Origin of the sequence: Vibrio sp. Y29_XK_CS5, from assembly GCF_024181835.1 — a bacterium.
GTDB classification, from domain to species: domain Bacteria; phylum Pseudomonadota; class Gammaproteobacteria; order Enterobacterales; family Vibrionaceae; genus Vibrio; species Vibrio harveyi.
In genome coordinates, this window is sequence record NZ_JAMZAM010000001.1 from 2,152,070 (window position 1) to 2,172,614 (window position 20,545).

Here is a 20,545-nt window from a genome sequence, read left to right on the forward strand (position 1 = left end):
GTGGAACCCTCTATTGATCAAGTTGGGTGTCGGTGAGTAGGGCTTCACCAGACGTCAATTGTTTGATGCGGTCAAAAGCAAATACCGCAGAGTAGAAGATCATCAGTGCACCACTAATTGGAAGGCAGAAGTAGATGTAGCCCATTTCCAAGCCTAGTGCTGGCGTTAACTGACCCGTAGCCAGTGTTTTCATCGCCAGTTGAGTACCGCCGTGAACCAATACCACGTAAGAGAATAGGGCAATGGCAATTTGGATGACGATTTCATTGATGAGTTTGCGTTTGCCTTGCAGCTTCATTGTCAGCAAGTCGATAGCAAGGTGACGTTTCAGACCAGTAGTGTATGCGGCACCAATAAGGGCTACCCACATAAAGAGATAACGAGCAAGTTCATCGGTCACGGTACTTGGTCTACCAATAACGTAACGAGATAGCACTTGCCAGACCACGCAAAAAACGAGGAAGGTCGACAGAGAGATGGTAAAGGCGGCCAACCCTCTATTTATGTATTTGACCAATTTATTCATTTTAGTTTCCTTTCAGTAAATACGCGTATCTCATAACAATTGGTTTACCAATGTAAGAATGTGTTTCTGTGTAGGGCAGTAACATACGCTAATCTTTCTGGTCGGATTATAAGTTAGCCGATTTGGTTGTCACGTGAGCAGGTTCACAAATGGATTGGTTGACCAATTTAAGGGTTCTTATTGTGATTTTGGTCAATCAATTTGCTTTTTTGTTTTGACGATAGGTTTTTCGATCGCCAATAATGACCTCGAAACAAGAAATACCGTGAAAAATTAAAACTACCCTACATATTGGACAACCAATCCAAGGAGAATAGAACAATGATGACGCGTAAGACTCTTTTAAGCGCTGTAGTAGGTGCTGCAATGACCTTCGGCGCCACTGCTTCTGCTTATGCTGCGACCACTTTGAAGCTAAGTCACAACCACCCTCGTGACCATGCAGTACATAAAGCAATGGACTTTATGGCAAAAGAAGTTCGTGAAATGACAGACGGTGAAGTTCGTATCCGTATCTACCCTGATGCGCAGCTAGGCACTCAGCGAGAATCGATGGAGCTAATGCAAAACGGTGCTCTGGATATGGTGAAGAGTAACGCGGCAGAATTGGAAGCTTTCTCCCCAGCTTATGCGGCATTCAACATGCCTTACTTGTTCCGCGATAAAGACCACTACTACAAAGTGACCGACGGTGAAGTAGGTCGTGAAATCCTGAATTCTTCAGCAGACAGCGGCTTTATTGGTGTGACTTACTACGATGCTGGTGCTCGTAGCTTTTACACCAACAAGCCAATCAATACGCCTGAAGATCTAAAAGGTCTGAAAGTGCGTGTACAGCCGAGCCCATCTGCGATTGCGATGGTAAAAGCGTTAGGTGGTAACCCAACACCATTGGCATACGGTGAGCTATACACAGCATTGCAACAAGGCGTGGTGGATGCTGCGGAAAACAACATTCCATCATTTAGCTTGAGCCGTCACAGTGAGGTATCGAAATACTTCAGCCTAGACGAGCACACAATGGTGCCAGACGTATTGGTTATTTCGACTAAAACGTACGACAAGCTAACACCTGAGCAGCAAAAAGCACTGATGAAAGCAGCAGCAGACTCTTCTGAATACATGAAGAAATTGTGGGCTGAGTCAGAAGCAAAAGAGCGTACAAAAGCTGAAAAGATGGGCGTAACTTTTGTTGAACCAAATAAAGCGGCATTCGTTGAAGCGGTTCAACCAATGTACGCGGACTTAGAAAAGACAAATCCTGAATTAAATGAACTGGTTGAGAAGATCAAAGCAGTTAAGTAATTCACAAAGTAATTAGTAATAAACAATCGAAAACAAGGTGTTACCACATTCTGGTACATAGAGGTTGACCAATTGTTATTGGTCGTTATGATGGCGTGAGAAGTTAGATGGAATATAGTGATAATATCATCATGATGCCTTTTGAACCGAAAAGACCGTATCAAGAGATCGGTTTAGTCCTTAGACAAGAACTTATCAATGGCCGTTACGTGGTCGGAGATAGGCTGCCGCCTGAGCGCGATATCGCAGAACGTCTCGACGTTAGCCGCACAGTAGTGCGTGAAGCGATCATCATGCTGGAGCTGGAAAACCTTGTCGAAGTGAAGAAAGGTTCTGGGGTGTATGTTATCAATATTCCATCTCAACCGAACTCCCGTGAGAACGTGATCAGCGATGATGCCGGTCCGTTTGAAATGCTCCAAGCTCGCCAGTTACTTGAAAGTAACATTGCGGAATTTGCAGCGATGCAAGTGACGCCAGGCGACATCGTGAAAATGCGTGCAGCCCTTGAGTTAGAACGAGAAGAACTCGCCAGCGGTACCGCAGATTGTAACGGTGATGAGAAGTTTCATATGTGCATTGCAGAGGCAACTCAAAACTCTGTGCTGGTGGACATGCTGAAGCAATCTTGGGAGCGACGTGAGAGCAGCCCAATGTGGAATAAACTTCATTCTCACATTGCTGGTCAAGACTACCGTGAAGAGTGGTTAGACGATCACGCCAAAATCCTTGCCGCATTGCAGCGTAAAGATCCAATCGCTGCAAAAAATGCCATGTGGCAACACCTTGAAAACGTTAAACAGCGCCTGTTGGAGCTGTCTGACATCGATGACCCGAATTTTGATGGTTACTTATTCAGTTCCAACCCTGTTGTTCTGCAGGGCGCTGAAAACGGTTAACCACATTGCCGGCTTCGGTCGGCTCTAGTCAGCGCAGCTGCATTATCGTGGCTGCATATTAAGAAGTCGTTGTGCACTTAGCTTGATAAATTCGAGCGGGCTGAGTGCGTCTTAAAAAAGGTGAGTGTCATGGAACAAACTTGGCGTTGGTACGGTCCGAATGACCCTGTGTCGCTAGACGATATTCGTCAAGCAGGCGCAACAGGCATTGTGAATGCCTTGCATCACATTCCAAATGGTGAAGTGTGGTCTAAAGAAGAGATTATAAAACGTAAAGCCATCATCGAAGAGAAAGGCTTAACGTGGTCGGTGGTTGAAAGTGTTCCTGTTCACGAAGAAATCAAAACTCAGACGGGCAACTTCCAACAATGGATCGACAACTATAAACAAACGCTGCGTAATCTTGCTGAGTGCGGCGTAGATACGGTCTGCTACAACTTTATGCCAGTACTCGACTGGACACGTACAGACCTCGAATTTGAAATGCCGGATGGCTCTAAAGCGCTACGTTTTGACCAAATCGCTTTTGCGGCATTTGAGCTGCATATTCTTAAGCGTCCGGGCGCAGAAGCGGATTATACCGAAGCTGAGCAAGCGCAAGCCCTTGAATACTTCAACAGCATGACGGCGGATCAAATTCAACAACTGACAAGCAACATCATTGCTGGTTTGCCGGGCGCAGAAGAAGGTTACACGCTAGAAGAGTTCCAAGCACAATTGGACCGTTACTCGGGCATCAGCAAAGACAAACTCCGTGAGCACATGGCGCACTTCTTGGCAGAACTCATGCCAGTGTGTGAAGCGCATGGTTTGAAATTGGCGGTACACCCAGACGATCCACCGCGCCCAATTCTTGGCCTGCCACGAATTGTGTCAACCATCGAAGATATTGATTGGTTGACTGAAAAAGTACCAAGCAAAATGAATGGTTTAACCATGTGTACCGGTTCTTACGGTGTTCGTGGTGACAACGACCTAGTGAAAATGATTAAAAAGCACGGTGACCGTGTTTACTTCACTCACTTGCGTTCAACCAAACGTGAAGAAAGCAACCCGATGACATTCCACGAAGCGGCGCACCTTGATGGCGATGTGGATATGTACAATGTGGTGATGGCAATTTTGGATGAAGAACAACGCCGCGCAGAAGTGGGCGATCACCGTTTAATTCCTATGCGTCCTGACCATGGTCACCAAATGCTGGATGATTTGAAGAAGAAGACCAACCCAGGCTACTCAGCCATCGGTCGCTTGAAAGGTCTTGCGGAAGTGCGTGGACTAGAGATGGCACTAAAACGCGCTTTCTACACTAAGTAATTGAATTTATTAAGCACACCAGAGAGTGCCATCAAACCATATTAATAAAAGCAAAAAACCGAAGCGTAATGCTTCGGTTTTTATTTAAGCTGATTAGGGATGAAGGATGTTAATCGTCGTCATCCGGCACAAACTCTAAAATATCACCTGGTTGGCAATTTAAATGCGTACATATGGCTTCCAAAGTGGCTAACTTAACCGCCTTAGCACGACCATTTTTGAGTACCGATAAGTTTTGTTCAGTAATACCAATGAGCTTCGCTAGTTCATTAGAGCGCATCTTCCGTTTTGCCAGCATTACATCCAAGTTGATTACAATCGCCATATACCATTCACTTAAATTGTCAGCTCACTTTCTTCTTGTAGCTCGACTGCTCTATCCATCACTACAGCGATGACTCGGACAATAAAACCGATGACCATCATAGTAATGTCGCTGTCGTCTACTTCCGCTGACACATTCCAATTCCCGTCATTGTACGACAAAGCCAAGCTAAGAAGCACGTCCATCGTGACTTCAATAAACGGTGTTGCGATCAGTAAGTAGCTGAGTTTCTTGAAACACTCCGTATTTTGGCGTTCAAAAATCTGCCCTTTCTCATACAAACGGAAAAGGACGATGAGCTGCCACAGTAAGGCCACTGTCAGTAGTGTTGAGATCATGCTTGGGAAGTAGCCAATTATAGAACGCGTAACGGAAAGAGGGAGCGCCACTTCAATAGGAAAGGTGGCGTGAAACCACTCCGCATCAAACATAGTTGCCCCAAACCAAAAGACGGTATTGAGCACAACCGTGAAGATCATAGAAAACCAAAATAGGATAAGTAGCTTACGACTAAAGTTGCTTATGGAATGTTGAGACATGACAAACCTCATATCAGATTTAATTTTCGCTCATCCTAATCAGTTAAAAATAATATCGCAATAAAAACTTATCGTTTTACGATAATTTTTTATTGCTTTTCTTAATGCGAGTATTTAATGTTGCCAAGTGGATTTATAAAATTGATGAATAAAGGTACGGAGAATGAATAAGGCGATTTTTTTTACAACGACGTTGCTAACGGTATCTGCTCCTAGCTTAGCTGAGGGTATTTTTTTGGATGATTTGTCCAAAGACTACAATCTCGAAGAGAGCAATACATGGGAGAGTTCTCCATACGCGCTGGATACAACGCCAAAACATGACGCTTTTACCGATGATAAATGTACGCGAGGGACAGAAGAGCAATTCACATCTCTTGCCGATGCGAACAAAAAGAAAAACGTCGAGTGCTACATCACGCATTTTCCAAACAGCAACATTAAAACCCGCATGCAGTCGAACGACGATGGCGATGTTAGTGTTGGCTTCTCATGGGATTTTGATTAACCACAGTTATTTATTGTGAATTTTTGCTCTTTAACACTATGATTCTTAGCGTAAAAAGTGATCGAAAGTCACTTTTATAATGAAGAGTTGCAAATAATCTGCGTCTTTTTCTTTGCGATGTCGTCTTATTAGACACAACTATTTTGACCGGAGAATTCCATGTTCAAGCCGCAACCAACGCGTTCAGACATTAAAGATAAATTCATCAAGCACGATAGCCAAATGCTCAACCAAGTGTACGGAACAGACCAAGTCGTACCGTATTGGATTGCCGATATGGACTTTCCTATTGCATCACCTATTTCGCAAGCGATGCAGCAACTTGTCAGCCGTGAAACCTTCTCATACGAGTTTGATAGTAAGACGGTTTTTCAGTCCATTGCTGATTGGAATAAGGATTTGCATGGTCTTGAGCTTAGCATTGATAACTTTGTTCAAGTGCCGGGCGTACTGAGTGCGATTGCGCTACTGATTCGCGAGTTCACCAAAGAAGGTGAGGGCGTTCTGATCCAGACACCGGTTTATCATCAATTCCGACGTTTAATTGAATCTGCGGGTCGTACTGTTGTGGGCAACACAATGAAAATTGAAAACGACTACTACGTGATGGACTTTGAGCTGCTTGAAAATCAGTTGAAAAGTGGTGAAGTGCAAATGATTTTGCTGTGCAACCCTCATAACCCAGTGGGGCGTGTTTGGACCAAAGCAGAACTAGAGCGCATGGTGGCGTTAGCTGAGAAATACAAGGTGATGATCATCAGCGATGAAGTGCATGCCGACATTGTGTTTGAAGGTTCCAACTTTACCAGTATGACTTCATTAGGTTATGAAAACAGCCTGACGATCATTGGCTCGCCGGCGAAAAATTTTGGTTTGAACAGCATCTCTAACGGTTATATTTACAGCGACAACCAAGCACTTTTCGAGAAAATCAAAGCAACGTCAGCTTCACTGTCTATCGATCATGGCAATGCGTTTACCACTTACGCGACGATTGCGGCTTACCAACAAGGTAAAGAGTGGTTTGAAGGTTTTTATGCCTACACGCAAAACAATCGTAACTGGATTATTGAGTTTATTGAGCACAACTTGCCACTGGTGAAAGCGTTCCCGCCACAAGGAACCAACCAAATTTGGTTGGATTTTTCTGGTTTAGAATTGGAACCTTCTCAGTTAAAAACCTTGCTGACAGAAGAAGCCAAAATGGCGCTAACGCCAGGTATTTGGTTTGGTGAGCCCAATGAAAACTACTACCGCATGAACTTCGCTTGTTCTTTAGAGCAAATTCAAACCTCGTTTGAGTTGCTTAAAGCCGCTGTCGATAAACGTAAATAAGTGAAGTGGTAGGAGAATGAAACGATGACACAAACCATCACTAAAGGTATCAAAGCGCTAGCAGATGGCGCGGTTGAGTCTGAGTCTTAGCGGTCTATGTCATACTTGCCATACGGTTTATATTTCGATTAATATCGAATTATCTTTTTATGTATAGAGACCGTCGTATGTTAGCAGAGTGGTTGACGCACAAAGAGCAGCTCAAAAACTACATTGTCAAACAGACCAGTGATCCAGATTTAGCCGATGACATTTTGCAAGAGGTGTACATCAAGGCGAGTCAAAAGATCGACCAGTTAGAAGCGCGAAGCAAAATTAAAAGTTGGTTATATCGCATCACGCACAACGCGATCATGGATCACTATCGTACGCAGCAAAGTTATGAAGAGCTGATAGACAATCAGATTGAAGAGGAAATGCCGATAGAGCTGGAGAATCTACAAACCATGGGGCATTGTTTGCGCCCAATGTTTGAGTGCCTACCAGAGAAATATCGCCAAGCCATGATTTTGTCTGAACTCGATGGTTTGCCTCAACAAACGGTAGCAGATCAGTTGGGGCTTTCGCTTTCTGCGACGAAAAGCCGAATTCAGCGCGGTCGAGTTAAGCTCAAAGCCTTGTTAGTTGAGTACTGTAATGTTGAAGCTGGGCGAGGAGGTATCGTTGATTTCTCACCAGAACCGCAGTGCCTTCACATGGCTCAAATGTATAGTGCTGAAGTGGCATTAAGCTAAAATATCCGCTCGATTTACAATGTAAAAGCGCAGAGTTTTGGTTCTGCGTTCACATTTTTAAAAGTTGTGGTTATTGAACGTATTAATTCTGACAAATGTAACGAATACATTCGATGATAACTCCGGTCTCTTGATTAGGGCGCGACATGTGAGGGCAGCAATGCCCTCCACTCCAACCTGTGTCGCGCCCGCTTTACCGTGAACAATGTGAAGTAAATAGGACTGAATAATGACAACGACGAAATTTACCGCAGGTGATTTGTTTCCCTCTATCACTCTACCAACGTTAAATGGCGATACAATCGTGCTAGGTAAGCCTTCAGAGAATGTCGATTGGCGTTTAGTGGTGGTTTACCGTGGCAAACATTGCCCTTTGTGTACTCGCTATCTCAACCAACTAGAGACACTAAAAGCGCGATTCTTACAACTCGGGATGGATATCGTAGCGGTGTCCGCAGATAGCCAAGCACAGCTAGAGCAGCATAAGGAGCAACTGACCGTCACGTTCCCAGTGGCTTATGGTTTGACAGTAGAGCAGATGCAAACGCTAGGTTTGTATATCTCGGAGCCTCGCTCAGAAAAAGAGACAGACCATCTCTTTGCAGAGCCAGGTTTGTTTGTGGTGAACAGTAAAGGACAAGTTCAGTTAGTCGATATTTCCAACGGTCCATTCGCTCGACCTGACCTAGAAGTCTTGCTCTCAGGGTTGGCGTTTATCCGTAACCCAGAAAATGATTACCCTATTCGTGGTACCTACCAAGCGGCAATCTAATCACTGTTTTGGTTTGAGGCATTAAAAACCAACAACGTTCGCAGACTTCCTCTTCTAAAATTGGATTGTTCGTCTCCTAGATTGTGGTAAAGTCCGCGCCTGCGATTTACCGCATCTTTTACTGCCTCTTCAATCAAAAGCACAAGGTTAAGCTAATGCCATTTTCTACTCTCTCTTTGAGTTCTGAGCTGATTCACGCACTGCCAAAAGACTTTAAGAAGCCAACTGATATTCAGGCTTTGGCTATTCCTGAGCTACTCAGTGGTAAAGATGTGTTGGCATTGGCAAATACAGGCAGTGGTAAAACCCTTGCGTATGGTTTGCCTTTGTTGGAAAAGCTAAGTGTAAATCCAGAGCAAAAAGCGCTGATTCTAGTACCTACACGTGAACTGGCGACACAAGTGAGCGAGGCGATTAACCAAGTTGGTCAATCTATTGGTCTCAACGCAGTGTGTTTGTGTGGTGGTGTTGATAAAGAGCAGCAACTACAAGCACTTGCGTCAAATCCCCACATTCTTGTGGCGACAACCGGTCGTTTAGTTGATCTGGTGAACAACGGTTTGGTTCTGAGTAATATCCATTATCTAGTGTTGGATGAAGCGGATCGTTTGCTGGATATGGGCTTTTGGCCAGACGTGCAAAATATTGCAGGGCAGATTTCAAACCAGCGTCAAACCGCGATGTTCTCAGCAACGTTTTCTGATGAGTTGAAGGGCAAAGCCAAGCAACTCATGCACGCACCAAAACAGGTAGCAGCGCATCAAGAAAACAGCACCAATCAAGCTATTGCCGAAACGCTGTATCTCGTCAACAAAGGCAGCAAAACCAAAGCGTTGGTTGAACTGATCAAGCAAAATGCATGGGCGCAGGTATTGGTATTTATTGGCGCGAAAGAGAACGCTGATGGTTTGGCGAAGAAATTGAACAAAGCTGGAATTACAACCAATGCGCTGCACGGTAATAAGAGCCAAGCAGAGCGAGAAGAAGCGTTGGCGCAGTTTAAGTCCGGGCAAACACAGGTGTTGATCGCTACCGATCTATTAGCTCGCGGTATTCACATCGAGCAACTACCAGTAGTAATTAACTTTGAATTGCCAATGCATGCGGAGACTTACGTTCACCGAGTTGGGCGCACAGCCCGTGCGGGCGAGCAAGGTGTTGCAATGTCGCTGGTCTGCCATGGAGAAACCGAAGCGCTTACAGCGATCCGTAACTTGACGCAACGTGAATTGCCAACGCAAGACCTTGAAGGTTTCCCTGTAACGGATAAGCCATCAACAGGCGAAAGCAAGCGTGCTCCACGTGATAAAAAAGCCAATCGCCGAACCAATGCCAAAAAGAGCATTAAGCAGTTTCAAGGCAGACCGAAACGCCAAGCGCCTAAAGCTAAATGAGCAAAACCAAATAAAAAAAGCCATCGTAATGATGGCTTTTTAATTAAATGGAGTGTGTGTCTAAATAGGGGTAGTGCTTAGAAGTTGTAAGAAACTGTCGCGCCTACTGCCCATTGGTTTGCACTGTCTACGATAGAAGAATCGCCGATGCCACTACCTAGACGAGTGTATTGTGATACTTGGCTGATTTGCCAGTGCTCAGTGATTGGCACTACCAGTTTGTAACCTAAACCGTAGTTTACGGTTGCATCGCCTTTGTATGCTTTGCGGTTTGCACGTGCTTCTTTGTCTGTTACACCGAAGTAGTAATCAACGTAATCTTTGCTTTGGTAAGACACGCTCGCAAATGGTACGAAATCAACATTACCGATATTCATGATATGGAAGTAAGTAGCACCACCTTGGAAGCCTTTGTAAGCGCCTGATACATCATGTTGTAGGTAAGTTGAGATCACGTTGTTTGGATCAAGTCTGAAATCTGCGTTCAAACCTAGATCGATCGCGATATCACGTCGTTTCGTACCTTTTAGGCTTTTCGCTACATCGCTATCACGAGGTACACCGCTACCTACCACGTAAGCACTCATGTTAAGTAGTTCATCGTTGTCACCTAGGAAACGGTAGTTAATACCGCCTAAATCAGCGTTGAAGTCTTCACCATGGTAGCCACCGTTTAGAACTGGCGCAGTGTTGTGTTTTTGGTCTTTGAAAAGATCGCTCGCTTGTACTACGCCAGCTTCGACCATCCAGCCACCTTCGTTGTTGTAGATGTTACCGTTACGAATGTAAGTATCACCCGCTGTTGCCGTGCCTGCAGCCGTCAACGTTAATAATGCAATAATTGTTTTGTTCATTGTTCTGTCCCAGTTGTTTGGTTTTGAACACTGTACAAAATAAAATTGTAACCCTCTATCAGCAGAGCGTATGGAAGTGTAATGATGACTTTAAGAAATGTATGGTTTCGCTTAAAAAACGCTAAGAAGTAGAACCATGCCCGCTGTGAGGGCATGGTTGAGACATTGGTATAGATGATCTCTATCGCCGTTGAGATGGTTTAACTGGGTTTGCGGTGAAGGTACTTCATGACTTTCCCTTGCTTCCACATCATAACGCCTGTGATAGCAACGACGGGAACAAGTACAAATAACGTTAACGTCATGAACATTTCATTTGCCTTCAGCGGTGAATAAAGCGCTGCACCCACCAACAGCGCACACAATATATGCATCCATCTTAAAACCAATCTTACTAACTGTCCGCTCATTGCCTTTCTCCTTTGCTTTGTTTCAATACACGATACAGAGCAAAGTGATGACGGTTTTGGCTTTGAGATAAAACGCCTAATAGCGTTATAAGTGAACGTATAGGATGATGAATGGTTTTATGCTGAGCAGATAACTTTCGGAATGTATCTAAGACCCAACATTGAGCACCCGTCTTCCAAGTAGCTATCGGTGACAACATCGAAGCCGAACTTGCCGTAGTAGTCTTTCAAGTGCGCTTGTGCGGATATAAAAATGCTGTCGGTCGGGTAGATCTTTCTTGTCGCATCGAAACTCACTTGCATCAATTGGTTGCCGATGTTTTTCCCTCTGTAATCTTCTGCGACGATAACGCGACCAATACACACGTCATTGGCATCAGAGTTCAGCAAGGGTAAAACGTCAACGGGGTATCCGAGTTTCGGAGGCATAATACGACTATAAGCCACCAGACGTTCGTTATCATATCCCATCACGTGGTAGGTGTCGGGATGGTTATCTTTACCATCCAAATCGCTGTATGGCGTGTTCATGTCTACGATGAAAATATTGATTCTTTGCTGCAAAAAATCGTAAAGCTCTTGAACAGACAGGTCTGCGAATTTCTTAATTCTCCATTCGAGCATCATGCTTCCCCTTGTATTATTTTGGGTACAACATAAAGAGTATTTGTGCGTGATTCATTAACCTTTGTTAATTGCCAAGCTCCAGCTTAAATACAGATTTGCTGTATTGAACGACTAAAAAGCAAAAGCCCCACTGACTTGGTTGTGGGGCTAATATTGCAAGGGATATGCTCCGATCTATCGGGAAGTCAGAAAGGAAGTTAATCCGCAGTCGGACCAACCAAACGCATTTCCCAATCTTCGACTTCACCGGTTTCTAAGCGGCGTTCGACAAGCTTGCCCCAAGATTCAACCAATGGAAGTTCCGCTAGCTGGCTTAGCTCCGTTTTATCTAGGCAACCAGTAAATACTGCGCCCATGATGCGAGCCAATGACCAGTCTGGGTAAGGTCTTTCGCATAGAATAATTTCGTCACCTGCGCCGATATCGCCTTCTTGCAACACTCGGAAGTACCAGCCTGTTCGAAGCGTGTCTTGCAGTCTTCTCGCCATGTCGTTTTGCTCGAAGCGCACGTTGAGTTTCCAGCAAGGCATGCGCCCTTGGGATACTTCTAACAAGGTTGAGCCGATGCGGATCTTATCTTTCAAGCAAATGGATTCTTCTGTTACGCCACTTGAGCTTAAGTTTTCGCCGAACGCGCCAGCTGCTTGGAAAATCGCTTTGTCGCCCAGCTCTTGCTGCCAAACCGGATAGTGCTCACTTGGGTAAATATGAAGGGCTTTTTGAATCCCACCATGAAAGCGCGGATCGCCTTGTTCGTCACTGGTAAAACCCAGTTCTGTTGCGTGCTGGCGCTGCGGTAGAACCTGTTTGTTAATCGCACTTTTCGCACCGTGTGCAAAGGCAACGGTTTTACCTGCTAATACGCTGTTAACTACGCCTAACTTCTTCATATTCTTTCCTTATCGCTAAAACTGATTTGCCAAACGGCGTGAGACAAAATCACGTTATCGCTCACCCAATGATTTGAATACCGGAATCGCTGCCAGTACTTCAATGCGCTTTTCTGTGCTTTTTAAGTAACGCGTTTCGCTATCTGAAACCAACACATGACGTTGATAACCTTCCGCTTTAGGAAACTTGGTTAACACGGTTTCAAGCAATGCTTCGCACTTGTCTTGGTTGATGTTATCAATATCGACTTTGATTAAGAGTTGGTTTTCTTTGGATATTTCAACTTGATATCGCATACGTCGCACCTCACGGCTTCATTCACTTTGCCGAGCATGATAGCCTAGTGAACTTGTGTCAGAGTAGGGATGTAAGGACAGTTAATAATGCCAACCCGCCAAATCGATTCTCACTCCGGTGTCATGACCTCCAATGAGATGATGGCTGCCAATCCTCATTCACCAGCTTTGGTTAAGACCATCGACATGCCCAAAGGTTACATTGATGCGATGCACCAACACACATGGCATCAAGTCATCTTCCCGATCAAAGGGTTATTACAAACCAAAACCGATCACTACCAACACCTTGTGCCTCATACCTCTGCGCTGTTTGTACCTGCGGGTATTCAACATGAATCCATCGCGCTAAGCCATACGACATTTGTCGGTATCTATCTAAACCCTAAGTTTGGTACTGAGTACGAGCATCAAGTTAGAACCATCACTCTCACGCCGTTCTTAAACGAGTTGTTACAGGAAATACGCCGCCAGTGCGAAGGGCTCGTGAGTGATGAGGAAGTATCACGATTGCTTGGCGTGTTGCATGATCAAATCATGAAAGATAACGTGCAGACCTTTCAGTTACTGCTGCCAGAAGACCGACGCTTAAAGCTGATATTTGAAGCGCTGACCGACACGCCAGCATTGGATTGGTCACTCAAACAGTGGGGAGAGACAGTAGGCGCATCTGAGCGAACATTGTCGCGCCTGTTCTCCAAAGAGTTCAACACCTCATTTCAACTTTGGCGGCAACAAATTCGGCTGATTTATTCGCTCTCTTTGCTAGATGAAGAGCTCTCGATCCAAAGCATTGCCGATCAAGTGGGGTATCAAAACGACTCTTCTTACATCAAAGCGTTTAAAGCCTATTTTGATGTCACCCCACAACAGTTTCGCGTGAATGGTCGACGGGGATAGTGAGTCCAATCTTGCCCACGAAATCAGTCTCGTCCATCACACTACTCTAACGGTAACTGGAAAGTACTCTTAATTTCCTTTACGGAGACGTTAGATTGAATGGCGCTGATGCCTTTCACGCGGCGAATAGCACTGATGTGGTCAAAGTATTCGTCTAAGTCTCGAGCCACCACTTGCACCATATAATCCGCGCTGCCTGCAATGCAGTGACACATTAAGATCCAATCGGTTTCTGCGACAAAGTCTTCAAAAGGCGTGGTGTTTTCTACCTCATGACTACCGAGGGTAACCAGAGTAAAACCAGAAACTTGGAAACCGAGTTTTTTACGGTTCAGCTTTGCAGCGTAACCCTCAATGTAACCTTCCTCTTCCATTTTCTTCCAGCGTCGCCAGCAGGGTGTTTCACTCAGGTTGACGGTCTCGGCAAGCTTAGAATTGCTCATGCGACCATCTTTCTGAATATGGTCAAGGATGGCGAAATCAGTACTATCTAATTCAAAGTTGGTGGATTCTTTCTTTTTCATAATTGTTTTAGAAATAGTCTGCTCAAATTGACTTTTATCGTAGCGCAGATAGCAATTTTCTTTCTACCCAAATCGTTAAACTGTTTCCCATATTCGTTGATTACTTTTTGGGAGAGAGTGCATGAGTGCTCAATTGCTAGCGGCATTTTTGTTGTTTGCCGTTTCTATTTCTTTAACGCCGGGAGCAGGTAACGTCGCGCTGTTAGGTATTTCAAGCCGATATGGGTTTTCTGCGACCGTGCCGTTTGTATTGGGCAATGCAGTCGGGGTGATCATCATGTTGGTTGGTGCAAGTGTGGGGCTTGTCAGTTTGTTTACCCTTTACCCAGATTTGTACACAGCGTTGAAGTGGATTGGTGCGGCCTACCTGCTGTATCTCGCATGGTCGATTGCCACAATGGAACTCGACAACGATTTGAATGCGAAAAAGTCTGGCTTTTTATCTGGCGTTTGGGTGCAAATTCTAAATCCCAAAAGTTGGGTTGCATCGCTGACGGTGTTCTCTCAATTTATCTCGCCAAACAATGATTACCTGACTCAAGTGGTGATCATTATCAGCGTGATGGTAGGAACCGGTGTGCTGGGGATGTTTGCGTGGGCGTACTTTGGCACCGTATTGAACCGCTTTATTCAGTCACCACAAAAGGTGGTGTGGGTAAACCGATGCATGGGCAGCAGCCTCGCTTTAGTGGTGGTGTTTATGCTGAGTCAGCCCGTTTAAGCTCTTATCCAATTTGACGTGCGCGCCGAGAAAACGTTATATACCCGTTTCGCTATGGCGCGCCATACTTCCTCTAGCAGTCCCGTGGTATCCAAATGAGCTTAACCAAGACCAACTCGCATAAGACAAACACTCGCGTTAATCAACTGAGCTTTGGTTCGCCAAGTGTATCATTGGTGATGGAGTATGTTGAGCTAGAGCCACTGGCTTTGGATAAAGTTCGTGTGCAAATCGAAGCCACAAACATTAATCCAAGTGACCGATTGTCGATTCAGGGAGTAGGGCAGTATCGTCGCACCCATGTACCGCCGCGAGTCCCAGGCTTTGAAGCGGTAGGGCGAGTGGTTGAGATAAACGATCCGCATCAAACTGAATTTCAAATTGGGCAAAAGGTGCTGGTGGCACAGAGTGGGGCTTGGCAAAGCTATGTCGATGCGCCTGAGGAGAATGTCTTTGTAGTGCCGGAAGATCTTGAGAGCGGCTATGCTTGCCAGTTGTATATCAATGCCCTGACGGCTTGGGTGATCACCACTCACGTTGCCAAGTTAGGTAAAGATGACGTGGTGATCATCAACGCGGGCAATTCTGCGATTGGTAAGATCTTCGCTCAGTTGTCGCACTCACTTGGATTTACTTTAATTGCGATAAGCTCCGCGCCAGAGCGTTATCCATTCGATTCCATTGCAGTGTTAGATAGCAAGCAAGATCTGCAGTCTCAAATCGATGCCCGAGACCTGCCTCAACCCAATGTTGCATTCGATGCCATTGGCGGCAAGTTGGGTACAGAACTCATCCAAATTGCGCGTAATTCGGGAATATACATCAACTATGGAACGCTTTCACTCACCCCTTATGAGCCAGCTTTCTTCGCTTGTATGAAGCAAAACAATATCGACTTCAGTACGTTCTTTTTGCGCTATTGGGAAGAGTCAGTTGGTAAGACCGTTCGTAAGCAAATCTTTGCTGAGATGCTAGAACACTTTATGGAACACCAGATACAACTCGATGTGGATTGCTATCTTCCGTTAGAACAGTTCCAACGTGCCTTCGAGCTGATAAAAGATGAGTCGGTCACGCTGCAAGGCAAAATCATTCTGACCATGTAGTAGATGTATTCAAACACCTTGAGGTTACTGGGTAAATTGAAGAATAAAAAAGGGATGGCATTCACCATCCCTTTTGTGTTCTAGCCAAGAGCAATTGAGGTGCCTTTAACTCGCGATGATTTCATCCATTAGGCGATCGATTTGTACTACGACTTGTTCGCTGGCGTCTTCCATGGCGTTAATTGCAGTCACCATGCCTGCCATGTTGCCAGATTTGGCTTGGCTCATTGCTTCACGTCCACCGTCATGCACGCCTTTGTGTGGTTCTTCAAGCAATGCATAGCTTCTTAAGTGGCTGTAAGCCTTGCCATCGCCACGGTAGTACCACTGACCCAAGCGACACTCAGAGTGGCTATTAACGGTTTCACCAAACGCGCCTTTTTGTAGGAGACGATAGATATTGTTCTTCCAAATAGCGTGGTCGAGTTTGACCGTATCCAAGAAAGCGCGTGTGGAAGCAATGTGGATCACCTGTTGCATGTGTTCCGATTTCACGACCACTTCGTTGACAATAGAACCAATCTGCGCAGAAGAGGCAGACACTTCCTCAGCACAAGTTTGGTTTTCATCAATCGAGGTTTTAATTGCGTTCACTTGCGTTAGTACTTGGTTAACCAAAGAATCAATCTGCTCACTGGCTTCGCTGGCTTTGCCTGCAAGGTTTCTTACCTCATCTGCCACCACGGCAAATCCGCGGCCTGCTTCACCGGCTCGTGCTGCTTCAATCGCTGCATTTAATGCCAACAAATTCGTTTGGTCAGAAATCTCTTGAATAGTCGATACAAGAAGGGAAATAGAAGTGGCAGTTTTATCTAATATTTGAACAGATTCAATGCTTTGTGAGGCTTGCGTACTGATCTTCACGGCTCGGTTATCAAGACGAGCAAGAGCTTGATGAGTCTGCTTAAACATTTCATCTAGTTGTTGCAGTTCTTGGTTTTCATGCGCCATAGATTGCGCACTCTCCACCATCTCTGTTCGAATGGTTTGGAGCATATCTCCACCTTTCAAACTGCTCGACATCAACTCATCACTATTGTGGTGTTCCTGTTGAGCGGAGCGAACAAGCTGCTGAGCCTCTTGGAGCTGATTTTCCAGAGCAGCAACGTCAGTTTGGTACTTCTGTTTGAGGTCTGCTAATTCTTGCTTTAGCAGCTCATTTTCTGATTTGATTCGTTTTAATCCAAACATAGGTTCTATAAATGTGACAGGATGTTAAAAAATCCATGCTAATCGAGTTGGATATCGAATACACGATCACTTTCATATCTTTGCTTGGTGTAATCACACTTTTTCGGTAGGGCTTTATACAAACAAGAGGTCTCAGATTTTGTTGCTTACCTGATAACCTCTGTTCTTTCTATCCGCTCATGAGCCGTTTTTAAAGCTCTTGCATCAATTGGATGTAGTTACCACAGGTATCGTCAAGTACCGCAATCATGACCGTGCCTGCTTCTCGTGGCTCAATTGAGAACTGCACGCCAAGCTCAGTTAATCTTGCATATTCTTTATTCAGGTCATCGACCGCAAACGACGTCCATGGGATTCCGGCTTCTTTCAACGCGTCTTGGTATATTTTTGCTGGACCAAATGCCATCGGTTCTAACAATAATTCCACGCCAGATTGCTCTTGTGGAGAGACCACTGTTAGCCATTTGTGCTCACCAATTGGTACTTCTGTTTTTTTAATGAAACCAAGGATATTGGTATAGAAATCGAGAGCTCTATCTTGATCGTTAACAGGAACGCTGGTTAGGGAAATTCTGATCACGGGTATTCACCTTTACTGTTTTGGAATAAGTAAAAGATAGCGAAAGCTTGGCTCAAAAACTTATTCTAGATTGCTTTTATATATTTTTTGAAACGCTTTGGGGGAGTAACCTGTGCTCTTTCTAAAGACACTCGAAAACGTGGTTAAGCTCTCATAGCCAACCTGAAAACAAGTATCCGTAATCGAGTGACCTTCCTTGAGCAGCACTTTGGCTTTTTTAATCCGCATATCCCTTAAATAGCTTCGCGGCGTGACACCATACATCTGTTTGAAAATCCGCACATAGTGAAAGCGTGACATAAAAGCCGCTTTGGCTAAGTCGTTTAGCTCGATGTTTTCTGAGTGATGCTTTTCCATAAATGCCTTGGACTGCCTGATCAGGAGGTACTGTTTTGGGCTCAACGGCATCTCGTTGTACACGCGATCGATTTCTTGTTCATAAAAGGTTTTTGGGCGAGATGGCATCGTATTTCACAAAGCGAAAGAGAGTGGTTTTAGTCTAACACTGGAAGCAGATTCGTGGAGGTTATCTACTTCTCACTTTACTCAAAACCGTCCAACACCCACTTCCTCGCACTTTTTTGCTCTTTTCTGTTGAGTGACTTACTGACGATGCCTGGTTCATTCTGAATAAAAATAAATCACTCATTAACGTAAAGAATGTAAATGAGATTAATTATCATTAATGTTGTGTATTATGCTTCGCACCACGTTGTTGTTTATAAAATATAAGTAGTATTATGAAACTGAAGTCACTATCAGCAGCCATCACCGTTGCCATTGCCTCTTTTGCTGCTCACGCTTCCGATGAAAATATTGTTGTTGTCGGTTCTGCCCTTGATCAACTTGTTCAAACTGAGATTAACGCTGAAACGTTAGAGCTCAAACAAGCGTCGGATATTAAAGACGTATTGAACACCATGCCGAGTGTTACGGTTGACGGTAACGCTCGTTACTCTCGTAAAGTTTACATTCGCGGTATGGAAGACAAATTCTCTGTCGTAACCATTGATGGTGCGCGTCAAGAAGGTCAGCTATTCCACCACTCGGGCGACCAAACGTTCGATCCTGCGATGCTTAAGTTAGCTGAAATCACGCTAGGTGGTAACTCTGTACTGTCTGGTGCTGGTGCGATTAACGGCTCATTTAAATACGAAACGAAAGATCCCAGCGATCTACTTTCGGAAGGCGAAAGCGTCGGTGCTCGCGTTAAAACGGGGTATCAAACGGCTTATGAGCGCTTCACGACGAATGTTGCGGTTTACGCGCAGTTGAATGATGAACTTCAGTTGATGGGTATCATCAATTACTCAGAAGACGGCGATCTTTACATTCCTGGTAAAGATGACGTGACTTCAAAGCAAGGTGAACTGAAATCTGGCTTGGTGAAGCTAGTCTTTGTTCCAAACGATGCTAATGAATTTAAGCTTACTTTTAACACCTACCAAGATGGCGGTAAGCGTCAGCTATCGGGTGAAAAAGCAGGCGCACTTTACCTGCATGATGATCACAACTACAACTCACTTAACCGTGATACCGTGACGTTCGAGCACCGTTTCGATAATGGAAGCGACTTGGTTAACCTAAAAACCAACTTGTACTACAACCGTCAATACATGGAACGCGACGCGTTAGTCGAAGAGTACGGCGATTGGAAGAAGGTGAACGGCGCTTGGGAATTCACCAAAGATGGTGACCTATCGATTCCTGATCGCGAATACAACGTGACGACCATTGGTGGTGACGTCCGCAATATCTCTTGGGTTGGTGAACACGAGCTGACTTACGGTTTCGAAGGCTACAAAGCGGAGCAGTGGATTGACTCTGGTTTAGGTCACTACACCTCAGGTTCAAAACAAGGTCAAACGAAGAACTACGACATGGATGGCGGTACTGTAACGGCTTACGGTATTTACGCTCAAGATGCGTTTGAGATTAATGACTTCCGTTTCGTAACTGGTCTTCGCTACGATGTTCATGAGCTGGGTGGCGTGTTTAAAGGTAAATACGATCAACTATCGCCTAAGTTCCAAGGTGAATACCAAACCACAGACAACCTAAAACTTCGTATTGGTTACGGTCGTCTATTCAAAGGGGCTTCATTGCCAGAAACGCTAACCATGAAAGCGGCGAGCGATGTTAAACAGTCTGATACCAAAGCGATGACGGGTAACAACTACGAAGCAGGCTTTGATTACGACATGTCTGGTTTGCTGATGGCAGACGATGCAATCCTTGGTTTTACTGCTTACCAGTATGATCTAGATAACCAAATGCACCCAACCAAAAACAACACAACTTTGGTAAACCAATACGATGTTGAAGTTTGGGGTGTAGAGACGGTATTCACCTACAGCATTGAAGACTTCGCGCTTTACGCAAACCACTCATACTCTGATGGTGAGCAAACGAGCCTGAAGAATGGCAAGAAGAGCCACATGAACAAAACTGGTATCCATAACATCAAGGCGGGCTTCAAGTACGATCTAACCAGCGAGTTTGTGTTCGGCTGGGATTCACGTTTCGTTCCGGGTAATGATTACAAAGACGAAGATGGTGACAAGATTGAACGTGCAGGTTTTGCAACGCACAACCTATGGGCGGCTTACGTACCAGATTTTGCAAAAGACCTGTCACTTAACCTAGCGGTAGACAACCTATTCAACAAGCAGTACGCAGAGCATACAGGCTTTGGTATTTCTTGGGGTTCAGATAAGTACACTAGCTACGAAGCTGGTCGTAACTTCAAAGCGTCAGTAGCTTACAGCTTCTAAGCGATAAATCACTCTTA

Annotated in this window: 24 protein-coding genes; 12 read left to right on the forward strand and 12 right to left on the reverse strand. The window is 44.9% G+C overall.

Annotated features, from left to right (window positions below; all coding sequences use genetic code 11):
* Positions 1-10 precede the first annotated feature (10 nt).
* A complete protein-coding gene (locus tag NL647_RS09650) occupies positions 11-526 on the reverse strand; it encodes a TRAP transporter small permease (RefSeq protein WP_005449960.1) in 516 nt (171 codons plus the stop codon).
* Positions 527-847: 321 nt separating this feature from the next.
* Between NL647_RS09650 and NL647_RS09655 the strand changes: the two genes are divergently transcribed.
* The 3 genes from NL647_RS09655 to uxuA all read left to right on the forward strand — a co-directional run bounded on the left by NL647_RS09655 (position 848) and on the right by uxuA (position 4,047).
* Positions 848-1,831 carry a TRAP transporter substrate-binding protein gene (locus NL647_RS09655; protein WP_005449968.1) on the forward strand — a complete coding sequence of 328 codons (984 nt, stop codon included), beginning with the start codon at positions 848-850 and terminating at the stop codon, positions 1,829-1,831.
* 107 nt (positions 1,832-1,938) lie between these two features.
* Positions 1,939-2,730: an FCD domain-containing protein gene (locus tag NL647_RS09660; RefSeq protein WP_005449971.1), complete on the forward strand. Its 792-nt coding sequence runs from the start codon at positions 1,939-1,941 to the stop codon at positions 2,728-2,730.
* 129 nt (positions 2,731-2,859) lie between these two features.
* On the forward strand, positions 2,860-4,047 hold the full coding sequence (gene uxuA / locus NL647_RS09665) for a mannonate dehydratase (protein ID WP_253650063.1): 1,188 nt from the start codon (positions 2,860-2,862) through the stop codon (positions 4,045-4,047).
* A gap of 109 nt (positions 4,048-4,156) precedes the next feature.
* Here the strand turns inward: uxuA and NL647_RS09670 are convergent, their stop codons facing one another.
* Positions 4,157-4,372: a helix-turn-helix transcriptional regulator gene (locus NL647_RS09670; protein WP_005429033.1), complete on the reverse strand. Its 216-nt coding sequence runs from the start codon at positions 4,370-4,372 to the stop codon at positions 4,157-4,159.
* Positions 4,373-4,383: 11 nt separating this feature from the next.
* Positions 4,384-4,911, reverse strand: coding sequence for a DUF2975 domain-containing protein (locus tag NL647_RS09675; protein WP_005449975.1), 528 nt, complete (start codon positions 4,909-4,911; stop codon positions 4,384-4,386).
* Between the two features lie 163 nt (positions 4,912-5,074).
* On the opposite strand from NL647_RS09675, the gene NL647_RS09680 reads away from it, so the two are divergent.
* The 5 genes from NL647_RS09680 to NL647_RS09700 all read left to right on the forward strand — a co-directional run bounded on the left by NL647_RS09680 (position 5,075) and on the right by NL647_RS09700 (position 9,654).
* The gene (locus NL647_RS09680; RefSeq protein ID WP_017818274.1) at positions 5,075-5,419 is read left to right on the forward strand and encodes a hypothetical protein; all 345 of its coding nucleotides are present in this window, start codon (positions 5,075-5,077) and stop codon (positions 5,417-5,419) included.
* A 159-nt stretch (positions 5,420-5,578) separates the two neighbouring features.
* Positions 5,579-6,754, forward strand: coding sequence for a MalY/PatB family protein (locus NL647_RS09685; protein ID WP_253650064.1), 1,176 nt, complete (start codon positions 5,579-5,581; stop codon positions 6,752-6,754).
* Positions 6,755-6,921: 167 nt separating this feature from the next.
* A complete protein-coding gene (gene sigZ / locus NL647_RS09690) occupies positions 6,922-7,488 on the forward strand; it encodes an RNA polymerase sigma factor SigZ (RefSeq protein WP_253650065.1) in 567 nt (188 codons plus the stop codon).
* Between the two features lie 229 nt (positions 7,489-7,717).
* Positions 7,718-8,260, forward strand: a complete 543-nt coding sequence (locus NL647_RS09695; protein ID WP_005449990.1) for a peroxiredoxin-like family protein — start codon at positions 7,718-7,720, stop codon at positions 8,258-8,260.
* A 155-nt stretch (positions 8,261-8,415) separates the two neighbouring features.
* Entirely contained in the window at positions 8,416-9,654 is a 1,239-nt protein-coding gene (locus NL647_RS09700) for a DEAD/DEAH box helicase (protein WP_253650066.1), read from the forward strand.
* A 77-nt stretch (positions 9,655-9,731) separates the two neighbouring features.
* On the opposite strand, the gene ompV is transcribed toward NL647_RS09700, so the two are convergent.
* From ompV to NL647_RS09725, 5 genes are all read right to left on the reverse strand, one after another.
* A complete protein-coding gene (gene ompV, locus NL647_RS09705; RefSeq protein ID WP_253650067.1) occupies positions 9,732-10,508 on the reverse strand; it encodes an outer membrane protein OmpV in 777 nt (258 codons plus the stop codon).
* 200 nt (positions 10,509-10,708) lie between these two features.
* Complete coding sequence (locus tag NL647_RS09710) at positions 10,709-10,918, reverse strand: hypothetical protein (protein WP_005449994.1); 210 nt, start codon at positions 10,916-10,918, stop codon at positions 10,709-10,711.
* Positions 10,919-11,035: 117 nt separating this feature from the next.
* The gene (locus NL647_RS09715; protein ID WP_253650118.1) at positions 11,036-11,542 is read right to left on the reverse strand and encodes a GNAT family N-acetyltransferase; all 507 of its coding nucleotides are present in this window, start codon (positions 11,540-11,542) and stop codon (positions 11,036-11,038) included.
* Positions 11,543-11,742: 200 nt separating this feature from the next.
* A complete protein-coding gene (locus NL647_RS09720; RefSeq protein ID WP_253650068.1) occupies positions 11,743-12,435 on the reverse strand; it encodes an MOSC domain-containing protein in 693 nt (230 codons plus the stop codon).
* A 54-nt stretch (positions 12,436-12,489) separates the two neighbouring features.
* Positions 12,490-12,732, reverse strand: coding sequence for a hypothetical protein (locus NL647_RS09725; RefSeq protein ID WP_253650069.1), 243 nt, complete (start codon positions 12,730-12,732; stop codon positions 12,490-12,492).
* 84 nt (positions 12,733-12,816) lie between these two features.
* Here NL647_RS09725 and NL647_RS09730 point away from each other — a divergent pair, with 84 nt between their 5' ends.
* Entirely contained in the window at positions 12,817-13,632 is an 816-nt protein-coding gene (locus NL647_RS09730) for a helix-turn-helix transcriptional regulator (RefSeq protein WP_061066116.1), read from the forward strand.
* 41 nt (positions 13,633-13,673) lie between these two features.
* On the opposite strand, the gene NL647_RS09735 is transcribed toward NL647_RS09730, so the two are convergent.
* Positions 13,674-14,156 (reverse strand): Lrp/AsnC family transcriptional regulator, encoded by a 483-nt coding sequence (locus NL647_RS09735; RefSeq protein ID WP_005434199.1) that lies wholly within the window; start codon positions 14,154-14,156, stop codon positions 13,674-13,676.
* Between the two features lie 121 nt (positions 14,157-14,277).
* Between NL647_RS09735 and NL647_RS09740 the strand changes: the two genes are divergently transcribed.
* Positions 14,278-14,877 carry a LysE family translocator gene (locus NL647_RS09740; RefSeq protein ID WP_009695858.1) on the forward strand — a complete coding sequence of 200 codons (600 nt, stop codon included), beginning with the start codon at positions 14,278-14,280 and terminating at the stop codon, positions 14,875-14,877.
* Between the two features lie 95 nt (positions 14,878-14,972).
* Positions 14,973-15,983, forward strand: a complete 1,011-nt coding sequence (locus NL647_RS09745) for a zinc-dependent alcohol dehydrogenase family protein (protein WP_253650070.1) — start codon at positions 14,973-14,975, stop codon at positions 15,981-15,983.
* 105 nt (positions 15,984-16,088) lie between these two features.
* Here NL647_RS09745 and NL647_RS09750 read toward each other — a convergent pair whose 3' ends face one another.
* The 3 genes from NL647_RS09750 to NL647_RS09760 all read right to left on the reverse strand — a co-directional run bounded on the left by NL647_RS09750 (position 16,089) and on the right by NL647_RS09760 (position 18,219).
* Positions 16,089-17,174 (reverse strand): methyl-accepting chemotaxis protein, encoded by a 1,086-nt coding sequence (locus NL647_RS09750; RefSeq protein WP_009695860.1) that lies wholly within the window; start codon positions 17,172-17,174, stop codon positions 16,089-16,091.
* 190 nt (positions 17,175-17,364) lie between these two features.
* On the reverse strand, positions 17,365-17,754 hold the full coding sequence (locus NL647_RS09755) for a VOC family protein (protein WP_005450004.1): 390 nt from the start codon (positions 17,752-17,754) through the stop codon (positions 17,365-17,367).
* A 60-nt stretch (positions 17,755-17,814) separates the two neighbouring features.
* Complete coding sequence (locus NL647_RS09760; protein ID WP_045485874.1) at positions 17,815-18,219, reverse strand: helix-turn-helix transcriptional regulator; 405 nt, start codon at positions 18,217-18,219, stop codon at positions 17,815-17,817.
* 275 nt (positions 18,220-18,494) lie between these two features.
* Between NL647_RS09760 and NL647_RS09765 the strand changes: the two genes are divergently transcribed.
* Positions 18,495-20,528, forward strand: coding sequence for a TonB-dependent receptor (locus NL647_RS09765; RefSeq protein WP_053049242.1), 2,034 nt, complete (start codon positions 18,495-18,497; stop codon positions 20,526-20,528).
* The last annotated feature ends 17 nt before the right edge of the window (positions 20,529-20,545 follow it).

Coding starts and splice junctions, on each gene's coding strand:
- NL647_RS09650 (WP_005449960.1), bottom strand. CDS start 526: ATGAATAAATTGGTCAAATACATAAATAGAGGGTTGGCCGCCTTTACC.
- NL647_RS09655 (WP_005449968.1), top strand. CDS start 848: ATGATGACGCGTAAGACTCTTTTAAGCGCTGTAGTAGGTGCTGCAATG.
- NL647_RS09660 (WP_005449971.1), top strand. CDS start 1,939: ATGGAATATAGTGATAATATCATCATGATGCCTTTTGAACCGAAAAGA.
- uxuA (WP_253650063.1), top strand. CDS start 2,860: ATGGAACAAACTTGGCGTTGGTACGGTCCGAATGACCCTGTGTCGCTA.
- NL647_RS09670 (WP_005429033.1), bottom strand. CDS start 4,372: ATGGCGATTGTAATCAACTTGGATGTAATGCTGGCAAAACGGAAGATG.
- NL647_RS09675 (WP_005449975.1), bottom strand. CDS start 4,911: ATGTCTCAACATTCCATAAGCAACTTTAGTCGTAAGCTACTTATCCTA.
- NL647_RS09680 (WP_017818274.1), top strand. CDS start 5,075: ATGAATAAGGCGATTTTTTTTACAACGACGTTGCTAACGGTATCTGCT.
- NL647_RS09685 (WP_253650064.1), top strand. CDS start 5,579: ATGTTCAAGCCGCAACCAACGCGTTCAGACATTAAAGATAAATTCATC.
- sigZ (WP_253650065.1), top strand. CDS start 6,922: ATGTTAGCAGAGTGGTTGACGCACAAAGAGCAGCTCAAAAACTACATT.
- NL647_RS09695 (WP_005449990.1), top strand. CDS start 7,718: ATGACAACGACGAAATTTACCGCAGGTGATTTGTTTCCCTCTATCACT.
- NL647_RS09700 (WP_253650066.1), top strand. CDS start 8,416: ATGCCATTTTCTACTCTCTCTTTGAGTTCTGAGCTGATTCACGCACTG.
- ompV (WP_253650067.1), bottom strand. CDS start 10,508: ATGAACAAAACAATTATTGCATTATTAACGTTGACGGCTGCAGGCACG.
- NL647_RS09710 (WP_005449994.1), bottom strand. CDS start 10,918: ATGAGCGGACAGTTAGTAAGATTGGTTTTAAGATGGATGCATATATTG.
- NL647_RS09715 (WP_253650118.1), bottom strand. CDS start 11,542: ATGCTCGAATGGAGAATTAAGAAATTCGCAGACCTGTCTGTTCAAGAG.
- NL647_RS09720 (WP_253650068.1), bottom strand. CDS start 12,435: ATGAAGAAGTTAGGCGTAGTTAACAGCGTATTAGCAGGTAAAACCGTT.
- NL647_RS09725 (WP_253650069.1), bottom strand. CDS start 12,732: ATGCGATATCAAGTTGAAATATCCAAAGAAAACCAACTCTTAATCAAA.
- NL647_RS09735 (WP_005434199.1), bottom strand. CDS start 14,156: ATGAAAAAGAAAGAATCCACCAACTTTGAATTAGATAGTACTGATTTC.
- NL647_RS09740 (WP_009695858.1), top strand. CDS start 14,278: ATGAGTGCTCAATTGCTAGCGGCATTTTTGTTGTTTGCCGTTTCTATT.
- NL647_RS09745 (WP_253650070.1), top strand. CDS start 14,973: ATGAGCTTAACCAAGACCAACTCGCATAAGACAAACACTCGCGTTAAT.
- NL647_RS09750 (WP_009695860.1), bottom strand. CDS start 17,174: ATGTTTGGATTAAAACGAATCAAATCAGAAAATGAGCTGCTAAAGCAA.
- NL647_RS09760 (WP_045485874.1), bottom strand. CDS start 18,219: ATGCCATCTCGCCCAAAAACCTTTTATGAACAAGAAATCGATCGCGTG.
- NL647_RS09765 (WP_053049242.1), top strand. CDS start 18,495: ATGAAACTGAAGTCACTATCAGCAGCCATCACCGTTGCCATTGCCTCT.